A 17,764-nucleotide genomic window follows, 5' to 3' on the forward strand; every position below is an offset into this window, starting at 1 on the left:
CTCTCATATAAGAGGTTGAGAAACGGATTTTTACCAAATTGAGGCGGTGTACAAATGGCATTGAAGCAAAAATCAATCTATGCGATTGTATTTGCTGGTTTATGTATCGTATTGCTGGCAAGCTTTGCAGCTTACTATGCAAGTGCAAACACAGGGCGATGGACGGACGGCAGCAATCCGGATACGAGTTGGTTTGACGTCGATCCATCCTTCGGAACCTTTACGATTAACACGCCGGCTAAGCTGGCAGGTGTTGCCAAGCTGGTCAATGACGGAACCAGCCGGAACGGCGTGGAGGTCAACGGTCTTAGCGGAAAGAGGCTGGAGGTCAGCCAGGATCTGGATTTATCCGCTTACCAATGGATACCGATTGGTACGGATACAAAGCCCTTCAAAGGGACGCTGATAACAACGGACGGCCAAACGAAGGAAATTCGCGGTATGAAGGTAGCCGACGATCGCCTTTACAGCGGCTTGGTCGGATACATGGATGGGGCAACGGTGGGCGGATTTAAATTCACCAGCACCGGCAGCATCAACATGCCTTCGGTTTCTCAGGGTGTCTACGCTGGGGCAGCCGTCGGCAAAATGATCAATAACAGTTATTTGTACGATATAACGAATGATATGACCGTTACGGTCGATACAGCATCCCGAGATACTCACGTAGGAGGGATCGTCGGTCAAAGCGAAGGCCATATCTCTAACCTCGTCAATAACGGTGCGGTTACGGTATCCGGTGGAACGGTTTACGCCGGAGGGGTCATCGGAAGCGTATACGGCAGCGGGTTAGAGGCTGTGAAATTGTGGAATAACGGGACGCTGAGCGTCGTGAGCAGGGCGGGTAACGATGTGTATGCCGGCGGTATAGCAGGCTATTCGCCTCTACTCATCAAGATGAGTGACTATAATACCAATATTTCGAATGCTGGGACGGTAACTGTCTCCGGCGGATCGAACCAGTATGCCGGCGGCATTTTGGGTAAAGCCAGCGGGCAGGCGATCTTTTCCCCGAACACCGTAAACAGCGGAACGGTAACCATCGCAGCTCCTTCGGCAGGCGGATCGTATGCCGGCGGACTGGCGGGCTTTCTGGGCACCGAGCAGGCGGATGTTGCATTCGTCAATACGGGGGTCGTCACGAATAACGGCGGAACTAACGTATATACGGGAGGTATTGCCGGCTATGTCGAGGGTGAATTTACGTATGTGAAGAGCTATACCAACAGCGTAAGCATTACAGCAACAGGTAAAGATCACCTTTATACCGGCGGGCTGATCGGTTATGCGTCAGGACCGTTTAGTTTTAAAGGTGCGGCGAAAAATACGGCTGCACTTCAGGTTTCCGGAGGAACACAGCCGGGCAAGCCGGATGAAGTGTATACCGGCGGATTGGTTGGCTATTCCGCGAGCCGGGTGCTTTTTGACAATACCGCTGCGCTTGCTTTTGAAAACAGTGGGGCCATTACGGTAACGGGCGGTACCGGACTGTATACGGGCGGGATCGTCTCCAACCGGGCTTATGCGAGAACAAGCGGCGAACCAAGCGATAACGTCTCCAGCATCGGAGATATCAAAGTTACAGGCAAGACGAAGCAGTATACGGGCGGCTTCATTGGCATCGTCCCGGAAGAAGGGCTCGATAAAACGATCGCAGGCGCATCGTTCGCAGGCGACATCACAGTTACGGCAACGGCTTCCAGCTCGGACAGCACCGTCAGTACCGGCGGAATCGTCGGCTACTATATGAATGCCGGCGGAAGCGGAAGTATTACCGGGACATCATTTAAACGGACACCAGCGGGCGTAGTCCAAGGAGTTCCAACATACCGGAAGGGGACGCTGACATCGACAGGAGGCGGCGTGCACACCTATACGGGCGGTATTGCCGGCTATGTAGACGGCGGCTTGATTTCCGGCGCAGCCGTAGGGAATACGGCGGACAGCCAAGCAGTACTTACAGCCGACGGCTTCATCGGCGGCGTGGTAGGATATTTGAAAGGGACTATTCAATCGGCGAATGTCAAATATGTGACCGCGACGGTTCAAACCGTTGACGGCTTCGCCGGAGGCGTTGCCGGTACGGCACAAGGCACGATTACCGGAGCAACCGTAGGCGACGCTGCCTCGGCAGGCAGCGACAGCGTGAAATTAGCCGCTGCTGCGGGCATCGACCGCTTGACGGCAGGCGGTATTGTCGGACGGAGCGAAGGGCCGCTCACGGTTACGGCGAGTTTGGTTACTCGCATCGGATTGCTTAACGAGGCGGGAAGAAGCGGCTACAATTTGGGCGGGATGGCCGGAATACTTGCCCCCGATGCCCAAATCGGAGCTCCCGGGGCACCGGTTGAAGTCAAGCAGCTAGAGATCGCCGTCAAGGCGACTAACAGTAATGCGGGCGGGGCTATCGGCATCAGCCGCACTGCGCAAATTACTCTGCTTCATATAGAGAATACCGTTACCCAAGTACTGGCTTCCGGAATCAAGGTCGGCGGAGCGATTGGTATTCAGGAAGCCGTTATGAACGCCCCGAGTTCAGGGTTTGCTATCACGGCAAAAGATGTGACGATCACATCGCAAGGCAGCGCCAACCAAATCGGCGGGATTGCCGGGCATAATTCAGGCTTCATCAACGCGGTACACACCCAAAATAATCTCCTTGAGGCAAGCGGCGTTAGTGCGGAGCTCGGCGGGATCGCGGGGCACTCCGAAGCGCCGAACAACAGCACAGTGCTGGCTGGCATCGGCGGAGCATGGGTGCGGGCCGGAGAGCAGCCGCTGCTGACAGCGACGGGAGCGAACGCCGTCATCGGCGGGATTGCCGGCTATGCGAGGAATACCGAGATCAAAGATCCGGTGATCGATGCTGAGCTTCCCGATTATGCGATGATATCCTTTACGGGAGCGAACGCCAAGGCCGGCGGGATCGCCGGAAGCACCGAGAACGGCAAAATCGTCGGCGACGCAGTGAAGCTCAATGCGGACAACGTGTTTATTACCAGCAGCGCATCTGCGGCGGCCCCATATATCGGTGGGATTGCCGGATACAACGACAAGACGCGGGTGGAAAAAGTATCCTCGGGTTCTGTCAATCTCGTCGCAGGAAGTCCTAACGCGGTGATCGGCGGAATGGCCGGCTACAATCTGAGCGGCGATACGGCCGGCGTTATTATCAACAATCATACGGATGCCCTCAGCATCAAGGTGAATCCGACCGCTTCCCCATCCACAGTCGGAGGTATTGTCGGAATCAATGACCGCCGTGGAACAGATCCGGCTGCAGATCCAGGCAAAGCGGTCAGCACGATCCAGAACAGCCGGATCGTCGGAACGATTCATTTGAATGCGATTGCGGCCGTAACCGGCGGGATGGTCGGCGAAAATCGCAGCTTGATCGCCAATAACAGCATTTCCGATAAAATATCGGTGGTCTCCAAAGGAAACTCCGGTATTGTCGGTGGCTTGGCCGGCGTAAATACGAACAGCGGAACGTTGTATTATACGTACTCCAATGCGAACTTGACGATCGAAGGCGAAAATACGCTGGCTGGCGGACTTGTCGGCGAAAACCGTGGTCAGGTGACTGCTTCATATGTAGACATTGATATTACCGGCAGCGCTTATGGAACAGAAGCCAATTCCGTTTATTTGGGCGGAGTCATCGGCCGCAACAGCGGAACGATTGACAAATCGTATTCGGTTTCCAAAGTGAGCGCAAAAGGCATCTACACGATCGTCGGCGGTTTAGTCGGCGAGCATGCGGCAGGCAGCATCACGAATTCTTATGCGGCCAAAGAAGTAGTTGCGGGTGCCGATCATTCTTATGCCGGCGGACTGCTTGGCCGAATTACGAACGGCACTGTGACGACTGCCTATTCAGCCGGCAAAGTATCGGCCGTTGAAGGCTCGTATGCCGGCGGCTTTGCGGGACGCTATGACAATGCAAGCAAGGAACTGCTTTATAAAGCGTATTATGTGAAAGATGCAGGCAACGATATCAATGCGGATTTGCCTGACTTTGCCGAAGGCAATATGCGTTGGCTGAATGTGCAGGCACGGCTTAGCACAATTTTGGCGGAAACGCTCAAGAACAGAGATTATTTCCCGACGCTGTCGGGCTGGGATTTCACAACGGTCTGGAGATACGGCTCGCTCAATGCCGTATATAAATATCCCGAATTGATCCGCGTGGCCAACAGCGGAGGAGAGACGGGCAGCGACGATGTGAATGCCAACATCAATTGGTATATGCGCGATCAAGGCGCTTATAGCTTTGAGGTGAAGAGCGAGGCGGAGCTGGCAGGCCTTGCGGCCATTGTCAACGGCTCTATGCCCGGCGTAACCAAGTTCTCTTTTGAAGGCCGGACGATCAAAGTGATGAATCCGATCCATATTCAATCGAAACAATGGGCGGCAATCGGCAGCAGCGAAGACAGCCCATTCCAAGGACATTTTAACGGAAACGGCCAGCTCATCGACGGTCTGACGGTGACACCGGTCGCCTCGTACTCCGGACTGTTCGGCGTGATCGGGCAGCAGGCGAAGGTGGAAAATATCAATATCGAACCTTTGTCCGTGGCTGGACAACAGTTTACCGGCGTGCTTGCCGGTGTGAATCAAGGCGCTGTATCCAATATCAGCATCAAGCTGCTGGGCGGCGTGAAAATCAGCGGCGGCACTGTCGGCAGCGTGCTTGGCAAAAATACGGGTACGATATCAGGCATTGCGATTAGTCTTGAGGGAGGCAGCCGAATCGAAGCGACAGGCGCGAATTCGGTTGCCGGCGGACTGATCGGCGACAATGCGATGGCGCTTAACCCGGGACTGTTTGCCTTCAAGCCGGTGGATGCAAGCATCGGCAGCTCGGCCGACAATGCCACGGTCGGTGGGCTGATCGGCAGACAGACCGGCGATGTACGCGGCTTCAGCGTGGATATTGCGGCGAACTACCGCATTTCGACGACAGGCGCAAACAACACCGTGGGCGGTCTGATCGGGCAGTACGTATCCGGGCAAGCGGAGCATATCGCGCTTACCTTTACGGACGGTACGCTGCAAACGTCAGGTGCGGGATCGACTTTAGGCGGTGTGATCGGCCAATCGGGTCCGGGCAATACGATCAGCGACGTTACGCTGGCGGTCAAGCAGGATGGCCAGCATATGACCGGCAGCGGCATTGTCGGCGGGATCGTGGGAGCCAAGGAAGGCCGGGGCACCAATTCGTTTGACTTGGACCAAGTGAAAGTGGATAACGTGAAGCTGGTTGCCACAGGCAGCGGCGGACAAGCCGTTATCGGCGGCATCGCCGGTAAGATCGCGAATGCAGCGGTTGAGCAGGCATCGGTAAGCGGCGCGATCAAAGCGTCCGGGGACCAAGTCATTGCAGGCGGTATCGCCGGACAGGCAGACAATGCCATTCTGTATATGGTGAATGTGACCTCGGACATCGACGCCGCGGCCCAATCGGGCGAGTCCTCCATCGGAGGCGTTGCGGGGATCATCTCGTCCAGTGATGTCAATCGGGCCTTTAATTTCGGTAAGCTGGCTCCGTTCTATAGAGGCATATATCAAGCAACCGTCTCCGCCAAAACGATCAAAGCAGCAGGCGCGGATAACGGAGCCGTCCTTTTTGTCGGCGGTATCGCAGGCAAGAATACGGCAGCGTCGATCTATCATTCGGTATCCGTTCCGGCCCTTGCGGTCAGCGGCGGTAAAACGTCCGCGATCGGCGGTATCGCGGGGTACAACAGCGGGATCATCGTCAGCACGGCTGCTCATAGCAGCATCACTGCAGATTCCAACCGCGTTTATCATGTCGGCGGGGCTGTCGGCCAATCGGCTGGCGGCGAAATTCATTACACGAGTGCGACTGCAGCAGCCGGAGAGAAGATCACGGTAGGCAGCGCCGTCACGAAGCCGGGCGTAATTCCGGCAGCTCACGTCGGCGGCTTTGTAGGAATAGCCGATAACACGCTATTTACGAATTCTTTTGCCGATATCCCTGTGCAGGTGATATGCGACAATCAAGACAATACGATCTATGCCGGCGGATTTGCAGGTTTGCTGGGGGATACCGACCCGTCTGGATCGGGCGCCATCAAACGGGCTTACGCCAAAGGAACCGTGGAGGTTCAAGGAATAACGGGCGCATATGCGGGCGGGTTCGTCGGCTCCGCAGACCGTTATGCGATTAATGAAGCTTATACGACGGGAAAAGTCGCGAATCAAGGCTTTGACACACGCACGGGCGGCTTCGCCGGAGTTGTCGAGCGTATGGCTAGCGTAAAAAATGCTTATGCGATGCAGGAAAAAGTAATCACGACCGGAATCAATCACGCGACAAGGTCGTATACCGGCGGGTTCGCGGGGTATAACGACGGCGTGATCCAGAACGCCTTTGCGGGCACCCCTGCGGTCACGATGAACGTCACCGGCGCAAATGCGTTTATCGGAGCGTTTATCGGCTACAATTTCAGAGACGGGAAAGTCACGTCGTCCTCCTATCTGGGAACGCTCGCTCCGACGGGCCGCAACTTAGGCACGGGGGAGGCGATGAAAGCGGAAGGCGACCTTACCGGGTCATATGCATTCGGCAGCTGGAATTTTGACATCGATGCCTCCTTCCTGAGCCATAACGGAGCTTCGGATATTGTCATCCTGAGCGAGAAGCAGTTGATCGGTATCACGACGTTCTATAACGATCCGGGAACCGAATTTTACGGATTGTTTAACCGGACGGCTGCTGCGAAGCCTGAGATGAACAAGTTCTCTCTCGGGGCGGATATTGCTATGGATGGCCGTCCGTGGGTACCGTTCGCCGCTTTCTACGGAGAGTTCGACGGCAAAGGCAAATCGATTACAGGGCTTAAAGGCACGGCACCAGGTGCTTCCGCCTACGGATTTGTTGCTGAGAATTACGGAAGCATCGCCAATATTACCTTTGTCGGCGCCAACATCGCCGCAGGCACAAACACAGGCATTGTCGCCGGGATCAACCATGACGGAGCGAAGATCAGCGGCATCACAATCAACGGCGGCACCGTGAAAGGCGCGGATTACACCGGCGGGGCGATCGGCCTCAATAGCGGAACCGCAGACCGCATAGCTGTGAATGGCACGATCAGTACAGCAGGTGGCGTTGCAGGCGGCATTGCCGGTGCGAATGAAGGAAAGATCAGCAAATCATACTCCAGAGGCACCCTCGCGAATACGAATGCCAGTCTTCCGGTGGCAGCTGGAGGAATTGCTGGGGAGAACAGAGCAACCGGTGATATCAGCGAATCGTTCTCCTTTGCGGGCCTTACTATTTCCGCTGATCAAGCGACGGTAGGAGGCATTGCGGGTCTGAATCGGGGTAAAATCGCCAATACGTACTACTCGGGACGTTTGAGCGCAGAAGGGACAACCAAAGCGTGGGCCGGCGGCATAGTTGGGTACGCTGCAGAAGGCAAGATTAGCGATTCCTTGAATGTCGGCGAAGTTGTCGCATCAGTCGGCGGCAAAATCGATCCGAGCGCATCCTATTTCGGCGGTATCGCCGGCAAGAAGGAAGGCGCGGCTGTTATCGCGAATACCGCGTTCAACAAGCAAATGCTGAAAGCGGACACCGCCTACTATAATGCCGATGGCAAAAGAACGGCAGGCACAAGCGGCGAAGCGATCGGCTTGTCGGCCAAGGACTTCGTCTCAGGAACGCTGCCGATCGGTCTGAATGGGGGATTGTGGCAGGCTGCTCAAGGGTTTTATCCGCAGCTTGCAGCATTTAGCGGAACCGCGGTATCCAAACTGAGTACAGCGGCCGTTATTTTAAGCGAGAAGGATTCCATCCATAGCATCAAATCCGATTTTGGGTTGACTCGCGATAGTGCGGTAACTTGGACGGCCGATCCGAATGGAATTACCATCGTCAAGGCTTCGGATGCAACGAAAGGTTCAATGAAAACGGGCGGCAGCGCCGTACTGACAGCAGCGGTGAACGGAGAAGCCAGAACGTGGACAGTGAATGCGCCAGCTTTATCATTCGTGGATACCGCGAAGAAACCTGGCGTCGTTTCCGGTGAAACTCCGTTTGCGGATCAAGTTTCCGTTGTGTTGGCTGCAGACGAGCCGGGCGGCAAGATCGTATATACGTTGGACGGCAGCCAGCCGGATGCATGGTCCAAGGTTTATACCGCGCCTATCGTACTGAAAGATACGACAACGATCAAGGCGATGACGATAGCGGAAGATAAGGAAAACAGCGAGGTTTTGACGGCGACTTGGACGAAGAAACCTCCGTTAATGGGTGGCGGCGGATGGGCTCCGCCAATCGTTGCCGAACCGGGCATTGCCGCCAACATCGGCTCCAAGACGGTTCAGACCGATAACAAAACTTCGGTGTCCGTCGCCAAGAACAGCAAATTGACGTTGACGGCGCCGGAGGGTCAGATCATTTATTATACGACTGACGGCAGTATACCGACGAAAAACAGCGCTCGCTATACCGGAGAGATTGTGATCATGGGGAATATGACGATTAAAATGATCACGGATAAAAACGATCAGGTTGTCACTATGAACTATCAGGTGGAAAACGCCAAGTATGATCTGAAAAGCGATGCGAGCCAAATCAAATACATTTCCGGCTATGAAAACAATGAATTCAGGCCGGACAACGCGCTTAGCCGCTATGAGATTACGTACATGCTCGATCCTCTGCTGAATAAAGAGGATGTGACCGTAGCGGGCGTGCTGAGTGACGTAACCAGCGGCAGACAAGATGCCGTAGCGTTCTTTACGTCGGCGGGCATCATTGAAGGGTTCCCGGACAACACCTTTGGCGGCGCTAAAAAACTGACGAGAGCGGAGTTCGTCGTTATGATGGCGAGAGTGCTGAAGCTGAATATTTCCGAGACCGGAGCGTCAACGTTGGAGGATGTGAAGGGCCATTGGTCGGAAAAATACGTCAATGCCTTTATCAAAGCAGGGTATGTGGATGGCTTCCCGGACGGAACCTTCCAGCCTGACAACGAAATTACCAGAGCGCAGGCTGTTGTTCTGATCAACCGAATTACGGGTATGGAGAAACAGGACGGCCCCGCGAAGTTCAGCGACCTGCTTCCAACGCATTGGGCTTACTCCGACATTATGGCCGCGTCCAAATAGGCGCAGCCAGCCTGGAAAGGCGGTATAGACAATGAAAAGAAAAATAGCTGCGATAGGTTTACTCCTTCTAATGCTCTCCTGCCTGAGCTTTTTCGTCCGGGCGAATGCGGATGAGGCGGCGACTTATAACGCAGAGGAGATGTATGAACGCGCGCAAAGCGCGGTGTTCTACCTCCGGGCTTTGAACGGTGACAATACGTTAAAGGCCTCAGGTACCGGAGTGATGATATCCACAGACGGTATCGCGGCAACGGCTTACCATGTGATCGCAGAGGCCGATCACCTGGAAGCTGTTTTCGGCGACGGACGCAAGGTCTCTTCGATCGAAGTGCTCGGCGTCGATGACCAGACGGATGCGGCGGTCTTGAAGCTGCCAGCAGCGGTGGGTGAGCACGCCTCCCATGAGGGGAAAGCGTCGTATAACGCTCTTCGAGTCAGGGGAACGGCGGTAAAGCATGGCGAGAAAGTATTCGCCATCGGATACCCGATGAAAGATACTCCGATCATTACAGAGGGCATTATCAACTCCCCGAAGGCGGAAATCAACGGGCGGGACCGCATTCTGACCTCGGCGCAAATCGCCAGTGGAATGTCCGGAGGCCCGGTCATCGACCGATACGGACGTTTGGCCGGGATCGTGTCCGGGTCCATGCGAACGATGAACAATATCCATCTGGTCATTCCAATGGAGCAGCTGCGAATGCTGCTGCCGGCATCGACCAAGTAACGGGTAGAGAAGTATGTGACATCCATTTGAAAAATGACAAGAAGCCGACTCGCCTTAGGGTGAGTCGGCTTCTTTGGTATGGAAAAGGAGACCCAGTCCCAGTCGACTGGGGTAAGCAAAGCATGCCATTTATCGCATGGCGGGACGGTGAGTCGCCATTCTTCAGGCCTCGCTAGAAGGGAAGGGGTACTTACAGGGCGCTATTTTGCTAGAAACAGCCCTTTTGGCAAGGGGGAGGGAACTAGAGGCCGCTTTTTCACCATTCCGAGCAGCTAGTTAGACCATTGAGCCGAAATAAGACCCTGTAGTTCCCCTCGTGCGCCTGAAATTCCGCTTTTCGCTGAAATAAGGGAATGGAGTTCCCTCAATCGGGCAGATCTCAAGTTTAGCCGCTCTCAAGTTACTTGCTAGTTGCAGGTAAGGGTTAAATGAAGAAGGTCGATCGTCCAGGTGAAACAGTTTTAACTTTAATATGATGGACGATGGAGACCCGGAAATTCCACCGCAGTTTGCCTGTGAGGCATACGAAGGAGAAATGTCTCCGGAGTATTACAAGGGTGTACACGGATATGAAGACCGGTAAGGAAAAAGAAGTTGAAGGCAGCACAAAGTAGAACAAAAAGGGAATGGGTATGGGATGGAGAAGCGATAGCGTCCGTATTTGAAATCGTGTTATTACCGCTAAATCCAATTAAAGAAACACGATTTCAAGAAACGGTCGGAATCCTATACCCAATTCCCTCCCCACTCTCCAACGTACGAGTTTAGACAAAGCTAAAGGTTTGCGGTAATTCAAAGTGAACAATTGTAAACAATCAATTTCATCGAATTTCAACAAACTGACGATCACGAAGCGAACTCTCGAAGCGAATCCGATAATTGGAGGATTAAGGATAATTTATGGATTATTTTAGTTGAAAGTGTTTACAATAACAGCTCCTTTGAATTATATTTAGTCTATCAAATGTAAAAACAATATTTTACAAATGATTCAGTTGTGGGGAGAGGTTGATTGGCATTTACTTCTTTGTGACTGGGAGGTTGTCGAGGGAAACGGAGAGCGTGCAAGAAATAAGGCTTCGTCTGGCATTTAAATGAACGAAGGTTAATTAATTTCAAGGAGGAATTGCAGTTGAAAAAGAAAGCGCTTTATTTACGTAACGGTTTAACAGCATCTCTAACATGCGCAATACTGGTTGCGCCAATGACCTTGGCTTCAGCCGATGAAGCGAAAGGCACCGAGCTAAAATTACGCATTATGGAAACGACGGACATTCATGCGAATATTGTGAATTACGATTATTACAAAGACAGCTCGACAGACGAGTTTGGCTTAGTGAAAACAGCGACTTTAATCAATAAGTATCGAAAAGAGGCCAAAAACAGCCTGTTATTCGATAATGGCGATCTACTGCAAGGGAACCCGCTTGGCGATCTCATGGCAAAAATCAAACCGCTGAAAGATGGCGAGACTCATCCTGTATATAAAGCCATGAACCTGCTAAACTATGACGCAGGGAATATCGGAAACCATGAGTTTAACTATGGGCTTGATTTCTTGCAGCGCAGTTTGAAAGGCGCGAAGTTTCCATATGTCAATTCCAACGTGTACATAGATGACCAAAGCGGAAAAAATTATTTTACACCTTATCTTCTATTGGATCGTACTTTCGTAGATGAAAAAGGGCAGGAGCAAAAGTTGAAAGTCGGCGTGATCGGTTTCGTGCCTCCACAGGTTACGCAGTGGGATAAAGCTAATCTTGAAGGAAAAGTCATAGCCAAGGATATCATTGAATCTGCCAATAAATTCGTTCCTAAAATGAAAGAGGAAGGAGCGGATATCATTGTAGCGATCGCTCATACCGGCTTCGGAACTGTTGAAGCGACAGGCGGCGAAGAGAACGCGGCGTATCTGTTAAGTAAAGTTCCTGGTATTGATTCGATTCTATTCGGGCATGCGCACGTCGTTTTCCCTGCTGATAAATTTGCCGGACCGACAGGTGTGGATTTGGCCAAAGCGGGCGTCGATATGAAGAAGGGGACAATCAACGGGGTTGCTGCCGTCGAGCCAGGTTTCTGGGGAGATAACTTGGGGGTTATCGATCTGAGTTTGCAAAAGGTGGATGGCAAGTGGAAGGTTGCGGATTCACAATCCAGTGTGATTCCGATTTACGATAAAGCAAATAAAAAGCCGCTTGTGGAAGCGGATCAATCAGTGCTGAACAGCGTCAAAAACGAACATGAGGCGACTTTGGATTATGTGAGAGGCCCGGTAGGTACTTCGACAGCACCGATTAACAGCTATTTTGCATTGATTCAAGATGATCCTTCGATTCAGTTGGTAACTAACGCACAAAAATGGTACGTAGAAGAACACATTCAAGGAACGGAATTAGACGGCATTCCCGTGCTTTCCGCTGGCGCTCCTTTCAAAGCAGGCGGTCGCGGAGGCGTAAGCTACTACACGGATATCCCGGCAGGCAACCTTGCTGTGAAGAACATGGCTGATCTCTATGTGTATCCGAATACGCTGAACGCAGTTCTGGTAACCGGAGAGCAGTTGAAAAACTGGCTGGAAATGTCCGCAGGCCAATTTAACCAAATTGATCCGAATAAAGAGGGTGAGCAACCTTTAGTCAATCTTAACTTTCCTACGTATAATTTTGATGTCATCGACGGTGTAACTTATCAAATTGATGTCACACAACCAGCAAAATACGATACAGGCGGGAAACTTAAGAATGCCGATGCAAGCCGTATTCAAAATTTGAGCTATAACGGCAAGCCGGTAGATCCTAAACAGAAATTTATCGTTGCTACAAATAACTACCGCGCAAGCGGCGGCGGGAATTTCGATGGAGCAAACGGTAAAACGATTGTCATCAGTTCTCCGGACGAGAACCGTCAAATTGTTATTGATTATATTCGTGACCATGGAACGGTAAATCCATCTGCGGATAACAACTGGTCTTTAGCGCCAATCAACGGCAAAGCTACCGTGACATTCGAATCTTCACCGAAAGCCATTCCTTTCGCCGAGCAGCTTGGCAATCTGACCTACCTCAGCACGGATAAAGAGAGCGGATTTGCCAAATTTGCCATGAAGACGGAAAAAGCCGCTGAACCGGCTAAGGATTCTGTAAAACCGGAGCCAGCCCAATCAACAGATGCTCCGGCTGCACCGGCACCGGCTCAACCAGCACCAGCTCCGGCAACTAACGCAACGGCTTCGGATGAAATTTATATCGTGAAGTCAGGCGATGTTCTTTCGAGAATTGCCAAAAGCTACGGCATGGACTGGAGAGAACTAGCAGCCTATAACAACCTGAAAAACCCGCATCTGATTTATATTGGCCAACAAATACGAATTCCTGCAAAGAAATAAAGAAGAAAAGTCGTGGTACACCGAATTGGTGACCCACGACTTTTTTGCATAGAAGTTATTGAATGATGTCATAAATCAAGGCAGACTCTTCGCAGGCATCGCTCTGGATGACGAAAGCACGCTCGATTTTTTGAGCGATCGCCGCGACATCTTCTTGGTTCGCATGAAGAATGGCAATGGTCTCTCCTTGACGAACGGAGTGCCCGACTTTCTTCGTGAGCACGACGCCAACGGCCAGATCGATAGAAGACTCCTTCGTCGGTCTGCCAGCACCCAACTGCATCGCCGCCACGCCGATCTCTTCGGCTTGAATGGCATGGATATAACCGTCCACAGGAGCAGTTACATGCACTTGATACGGCGCTTGAGGCAGCTTCTCCGGATCGTCGATAACCTCGGCTGTCCCGCCTTGAGCGACAACGAACTGCTTGAGTACCTCGAGCGCTTTGCCGCTGTGGATCAATTCTTCGAGCAGTTGGTAACCTTCCTCGAAGCTTTCGGCTTTACCGCCGAGAACGACCATGTGCGCGCCTAATGTAAGAACTAGGCGAGTTAAGTCCTCAGGACCTTCGCCGCGCAGGGTATCGATAGCTTCCTTAATTTCTAAGGAGTTGCCTACGGCGTAGCCAAGAGGCTGGCTCATGTCGCTAATAATCGCGACGGTATGACGGCCGAGCTCGCGGCCGATGTCTACCATGGCAGATGCAAGCGCTCTGGCCTCATCGAGCGACTTCATGAAGGCGCCTGCGCCTGTCTTGACGTCCAGAACAATGGCATCTGCGCCGGCGGCGATTTTTTTGCTCATGATCGAGCTGGCGATCAAAGGGATCGAGTCTACGGTGGCTGTCACATCGCGAAGACCGTATAATTTTTTGTCAGCAGGGGTTAGATTGCCGCTTTGGCCGATAACCGCTATTTTGAACTCGTTGACGTTATGGATGAATTCCTCGGCAGACAACTCGACATGGAAGCCGGGAATGGCTTCCAGTTTATCGATGGTTCCACCTGTGTGTCCCAGCCCTCTGCCGGACATTTTGGCTACCGGAATGCCGGCTGCGGCAACCAGCGGAGCGAGAATGATGGTCGTTGTATCGCCGACCCCACCGGTACTGTGCTTATCTACTTTAACTCCTTCGATTGGAGAGAGGTCCACAGTATCGCCTGACAGGGTCATCGCCATGGTCAGGTTTGCAACTTCCTCTGAAGTCATTCCTTTAAAATAGACAGCCATGGCCCATGCGGACAACTGGTAGTCCGGTATTTCCCCTTTGGTATATCCCTCAATGATGAAATCAATCTCTGTTTTGCTTAAAACGCCGCCATCTCTTTTCTTGGCGATTAGGTCGACCATCCGCATGTTAATTCACCCCGCCTGTGATTTCTTTAATAAGTGCAATGAATTTGGGTCTCGCCTCAGCGGCAACCCTAACGACTTGCTCATGCGTTAAAGGCTCCAGATGCTCTCCGATCGCCATATCGGTAATACAGGTAATTCCTACGACTTGCATGCCGCAATGATTGGCAGCGATCACTTCAGGAACGGTTGACATGCCGATCGCATCTCCGCCTATCCCAGCGAGCATCTTCAATTCAGCCGGTGTGCAATAAGTAGGACCAGAGACGCTGACATAAACGCCTTGCTGCAAAGGAATGTTCAATTCAGCGGCTTTCGCTTCAGCCATCTCTCTGAGCTTGCGGTTGTAAGCTTCCGACATATCCGGGAAACGGGGGCCCAACTCGGCGATATTAGGTCCAATCAACGGATTGGCGCCTGTGAAGTTGATATGATCCGTGATTAGCATAAGATCCCCTGCTGCGAAGGAAGGATTCATGCCTCCGGCCGCGTTAGTAACAACCAGCGTCTCAATTCCCAGCAGTTTCATGACATAAACCGGGAAAACAACTTCCTGCATAGGGTAGCCTTCATAGAAATGAAAGCGGCCTTTCATCACAAGCACGGTTTTGTCTTGAAGCTGGCCGACTACGAGTTCCCCGGAATGGCCTTCCACGGTAGAGGTTGGGAAATGGGGGATTTTCTCGTATGGAATGACAGTGGGGTTCAGGACCTCATCTGCAAGTACGCCTAATCCTGAGCCTAGAATCATTCCGATTTCTGGTTGTACAGGTATAGATTCACGAATAAACGAAGCTGCTTCAGCTAATTTTTTTAACAAATTATCCATTCTGTAATGCCTCCTGAGCGTTGTTGTTATAGGTTAGCAATAATTTCTTTCATGTATCTTAAAAAAGAGCTTTTCACTTGGGCGGCGGTTTCCATTACTTCATCATGGGATAAAGGTTGAGGGAGTATGCCGGCAGCCATATTCGTAATACAGGAAATACCCAGAACATCGATTCCGGAATGTCTGGCCGCAATGACCTCCGGTACGGTTGACATGCCCACGGCATCGCCGCCAAGCTTGCGAAGCATTCTGATCTCAGCCGGGGTCTCATAGGTTGGACCCGACATCATAGCATAGACGCCTTCTGCGATAGTAAGCTCTTGCTTGAGCGCTATTTTTTTGGCCAGCTCGATGAGCTTAGGCGCATAGGGCCTGGACATGTCTGGGAACCTCACGCCAAGATGAGGGTCGTTGGGACCGATCAACGGATTGTCGAAGGCAAAATTCAGATGATCGTTAATAATCATCAGCTGCCCCTGGTGTAATCCGGTATGCAAAGCTCCGGCTGCATTGGTGACAATCATCTGCCTAACCCCAAGCGCCTTCATAACGCGTACCGGATATGTGATTTTTTCCTGGGAATAGCCTTCATAGTAATGAAAACGCCCCTGCATCGCGACGACTTGCTTACCCATTAGTTCGCCAATGACCAAACGGCCGGCATGGCCTTCTACCGTTGAGACAGGGAAGTGGGGGATATCTTCATATGGAATCGAAACCCCGTTCACAATTTCATCGGCAAGTGCGCCGAGTCCCGAACCGAGAATCAAACCGACAGAGGGCCTGATGTTCGTAATTAAGGGGAGGATATGTACAGCTGCTTCAAGGATCTTTGTGTTGTTCATGCTTTAAACCTCATTTCATAATGGATAAGAAACTAGTGCCGTACAAGGGCATCGTCACCTTGAAATTATCAGCAATCGTAGCTCCTACATCCGCAAAGGAATTCCGAATGCCGAGTGAACGGCTTTCGCTTAAACCGTGGTGATATACAAGCAGTGGCACATACTCTCGAGTATGATCCGTTCCGTGGTGCGTAGGATCGTTGCCATGATCCGCTGTCAGGATCAAGAGATCGGTTTCGCGCAGCTTTTGATAAATTTCGGGAAGTCTGACGTCAAATTGTTCGAGTGCCTGTCCATACCCTTTAGGATCCCGGCGATGCCCGTATAGAGCGTCGAAATCTACAAGGTTCGTGAAGCAAAGGCCGTTAAACTCGGCATCCAACGTTTGAAGCAGCTTGTCAACGCCATCCATGTTGGATTTGCTTTTAATCGATTGGGTAATACCTTCTTCGGCGTAGATATCTGATATTTTGCCGATGCCTATCACATCGAAATCGCTTTCATTTAGCGCATTCAGAACAGTTGGCCCAAGTGGTTTGACGGAATAGTCTCTACGGTTGGAAGTGCGTACCCAAGCGCCGGGCTCTCCCGTGAACGGTCTGGCAATCACACGCCCGACGAAATATTCATCCACGAGTGTCAGCTCTCTAGCTATTTCACAAATGCGATAAAGTTCATCCAGCGGAACAATATCCTCGTGCGCGGCAATTTGTAGCACGCTGTCGGCAGATGTATACACAATGACATCCCCTGTCTCCACGTGGAGCTTGCCGTATTCATCAAGTATTTCTGTACCTGACGCGGGAATATTGCCAATGACCTTGCGTCCGATGCGCTGCTCGAAAGCTTGAATGAGTGGAGCGGGGAATCCTTGAGGATAAGTTTGAAACGGAACTTCAACTTTTAAGCCCATGAGCTCCCAATGCCCGGTCGTTGTATCTTTGCCTATGGATATTTCGTTCATTTTGCCATAGAGCCCTTTTGGAGAAGCGGCTGCCGGAACTCCTTGTAACTCTTCGATATTTCCAAGTCCGAGAGCGGCCATATTTGGCAGGTGCAAACCATTCAATGTTTCAGCGATATGAGCCAAGGTGTGCGCGCCAGTATCGTTATATTGGCTGGCATCCGGAAGTTCTCCAATCCCTACGCTATCCAAGACGATTAGGAAAATCCTTTCAAAATTTGGCAATATGAAAACCTCCTTCTTAACTTATTCTCATCATATCTGATTCAGTGAACAAATGTAAATATTATATTGGTCTAAATTTCATGTGTTTTTTATATATTACAAGCTTATTGGCATCTTGCATAGATTCTCAAGTTGGATAAGGCGAATTTCCAAAAATTTTAAGATGATGAATAAAACTCTTAACAGTACCTTAACAATAAGCTAATATATACAAAACAAATAAAGTTTAAAGTGTAACTATAGACCTAGGAAAATTGTTTACTTACAAACGGCAATGATTTATATTGGTAT

At 51.5% G+C, this 17,764-nt stretch carries 7 protein-coding genes; 3 read left to right on the plus strand and 4 right to left on the minus strand.

All coding sequences use genetic code 11. From position 1 onward, the window contains the following. The first annotated feature begins 54 nt into the window (after positions 1–54). The 3 genes from GC097_RS07370 to GC097_RS07380 all read left to right on the plus strand — a co-directional run bounded on the left by GC097_RS07370 (position 55) and on the right by GC097_RS07380 (position 13,256). Positions 55–9,144, plus strand: a complete 9,090-nt coding sequence (locus tag GC097_RS07370) for a chitobiase/beta-hexosaminidase C-terminal domain-containing protein (RefSeq protein WP_171682667.1) — start codon at positions 55–57, stop codon at positions 9,142–9,144. Positions 9,145–9,175: 31 nt separating this feature from the next. Then, a complete protein-coding gene (locus GC097_RS07375; protein WP_171682668.1) occupies positions 9,176–9,871 on the plus strand; it encodes a S1 family peptidase in 696 nt (231 codons plus the stop codon). A gap of 1,204 nt (positions 9,872–11,075) precedes the next feature. Beyond that, positions 11,076–13,256 (plus strand): bifunctional 2',3'-cyclic-nucleotide 2'-phosphodiesterase/3'-nucleotidase, encoded by a 2,181-nt coding sequence (locus GC097_RS07380; RefSeq protein WP_171682881.1) that lies wholly within the window; start codon positions 11,076–11,078, stop codon positions 13,254–13,256. 55 nt (positions 13,257–13,311) lie between these two features. Here GC097_RS07380 and GC097_RS07385 read toward each other — a convergent pair whose 3' ends face one another. The 4 genes from GC097_RS07385 to deoB are packed head-to-tail and all read right to left on the minus strand — an operon-like array spanning position 13,312 to position 17,476. Next, positions 13,312–14,613 carry a pyrimidine-nucleoside phosphorylase gene (locus GC097_RS07385; protein ID WP_171682669.1) on the minus strand — a complete coding sequence of 434 codons (1,302 nt, stop codon included), beginning with the start codon at positions 14,611–14,613 and terminating at the stop codon, positions 13,312–13,314. Position 14,614: 1 nt separating this feature from the next. Then, entirely contained in the window at positions 14,615–15,439 is an 825-nt protein-coding gene (locus tag GC097_RS07390) for a purine-nucleoside phosphorylase (protein ID WP_171682670.1), read from the minus strand. 26 nt (positions 15,440–15,465) lie between these two features. Continuing rightward, the gene (locus GC097_RS07395; protein WP_171682671.1) at positions 15,466–16,284 is read right to left on the minus strand and encodes a purine-nucleoside phosphorylase; all 819 of its coding nucleotides are present in this window, start codon (positions 16,282–16,284) and stop codon (positions 15,466–15,468) included. A gap of 10 nt (positions 16,285–16,294) precedes the next feature. After that, entirely contained in the window at positions 16,295–17,476 is a 1,182-nt protein-coding gene (deoB, locus tag GC097_RS07400) for a phosphopentomutase (RefSeq protein ID WP_171682882.1), read from the minus strand. Positions 17,477–17,764: the final 288 nt, after the last annotated feature.

The sequence above is a fragment of the Paenibacillus planticolens genome, from assembly GCF_013141725.1.
Lineage (GTDB): Bacteria > Bacillota > Bacilli > Paenibacillales > NBRC-103111 > Paenibacillus_E > Paenibacillus_E planticolens.

What these genes read in the sequence shown, in the direction of transcription:
- GC097_RS07370 (WP_171682667.1), top strand. Translation starts at nt 55, where the DNA reads ATGGCATTGAAGCAAAAATCAATCTATGCGATTGTATTTGCTGGTTTA.
- GC097_RS07380 (WP_171682881.1), top strand. Translation starts at nt 11,076, where the DNA reads ATGACCTTGGCTTCAGCCGATGAAGCGAAAGGCACCGAGCTAAAATTA.
- GC097_RS07395 (WP_171682671.1), bottom strand. Translation starts at nt 16,284, where the DNA reads ATGAACAACACAAAGATCCTTGAAGCAGCTGTACATATCCTCCCCTTA.
- GC097_RS07390 (WP_171682670.1), bottom strand. Translation starts at nt 15,439, where the DNA reads ATGGATAATTTGTTAAAAAAATTAGCTGAAGCAGCTTCGTTTATTCGT.
- GC097_RS07375 (WP_171682668.1), top strand. Translation starts at nt 9,176, where the DNA reads ATGAAAAGAAAAATAGCTGCGATAGGTTTACTCCTTCTAATGCTCTCC.
- GC097_RS07385 (WP_171682669.1), bottom strand. Translation starts at nt 14,613, where the DNA reads ATGCGGATGGTCGACCTAATCGCCAAGAAAAGAGATGGCGGCGTTTTA.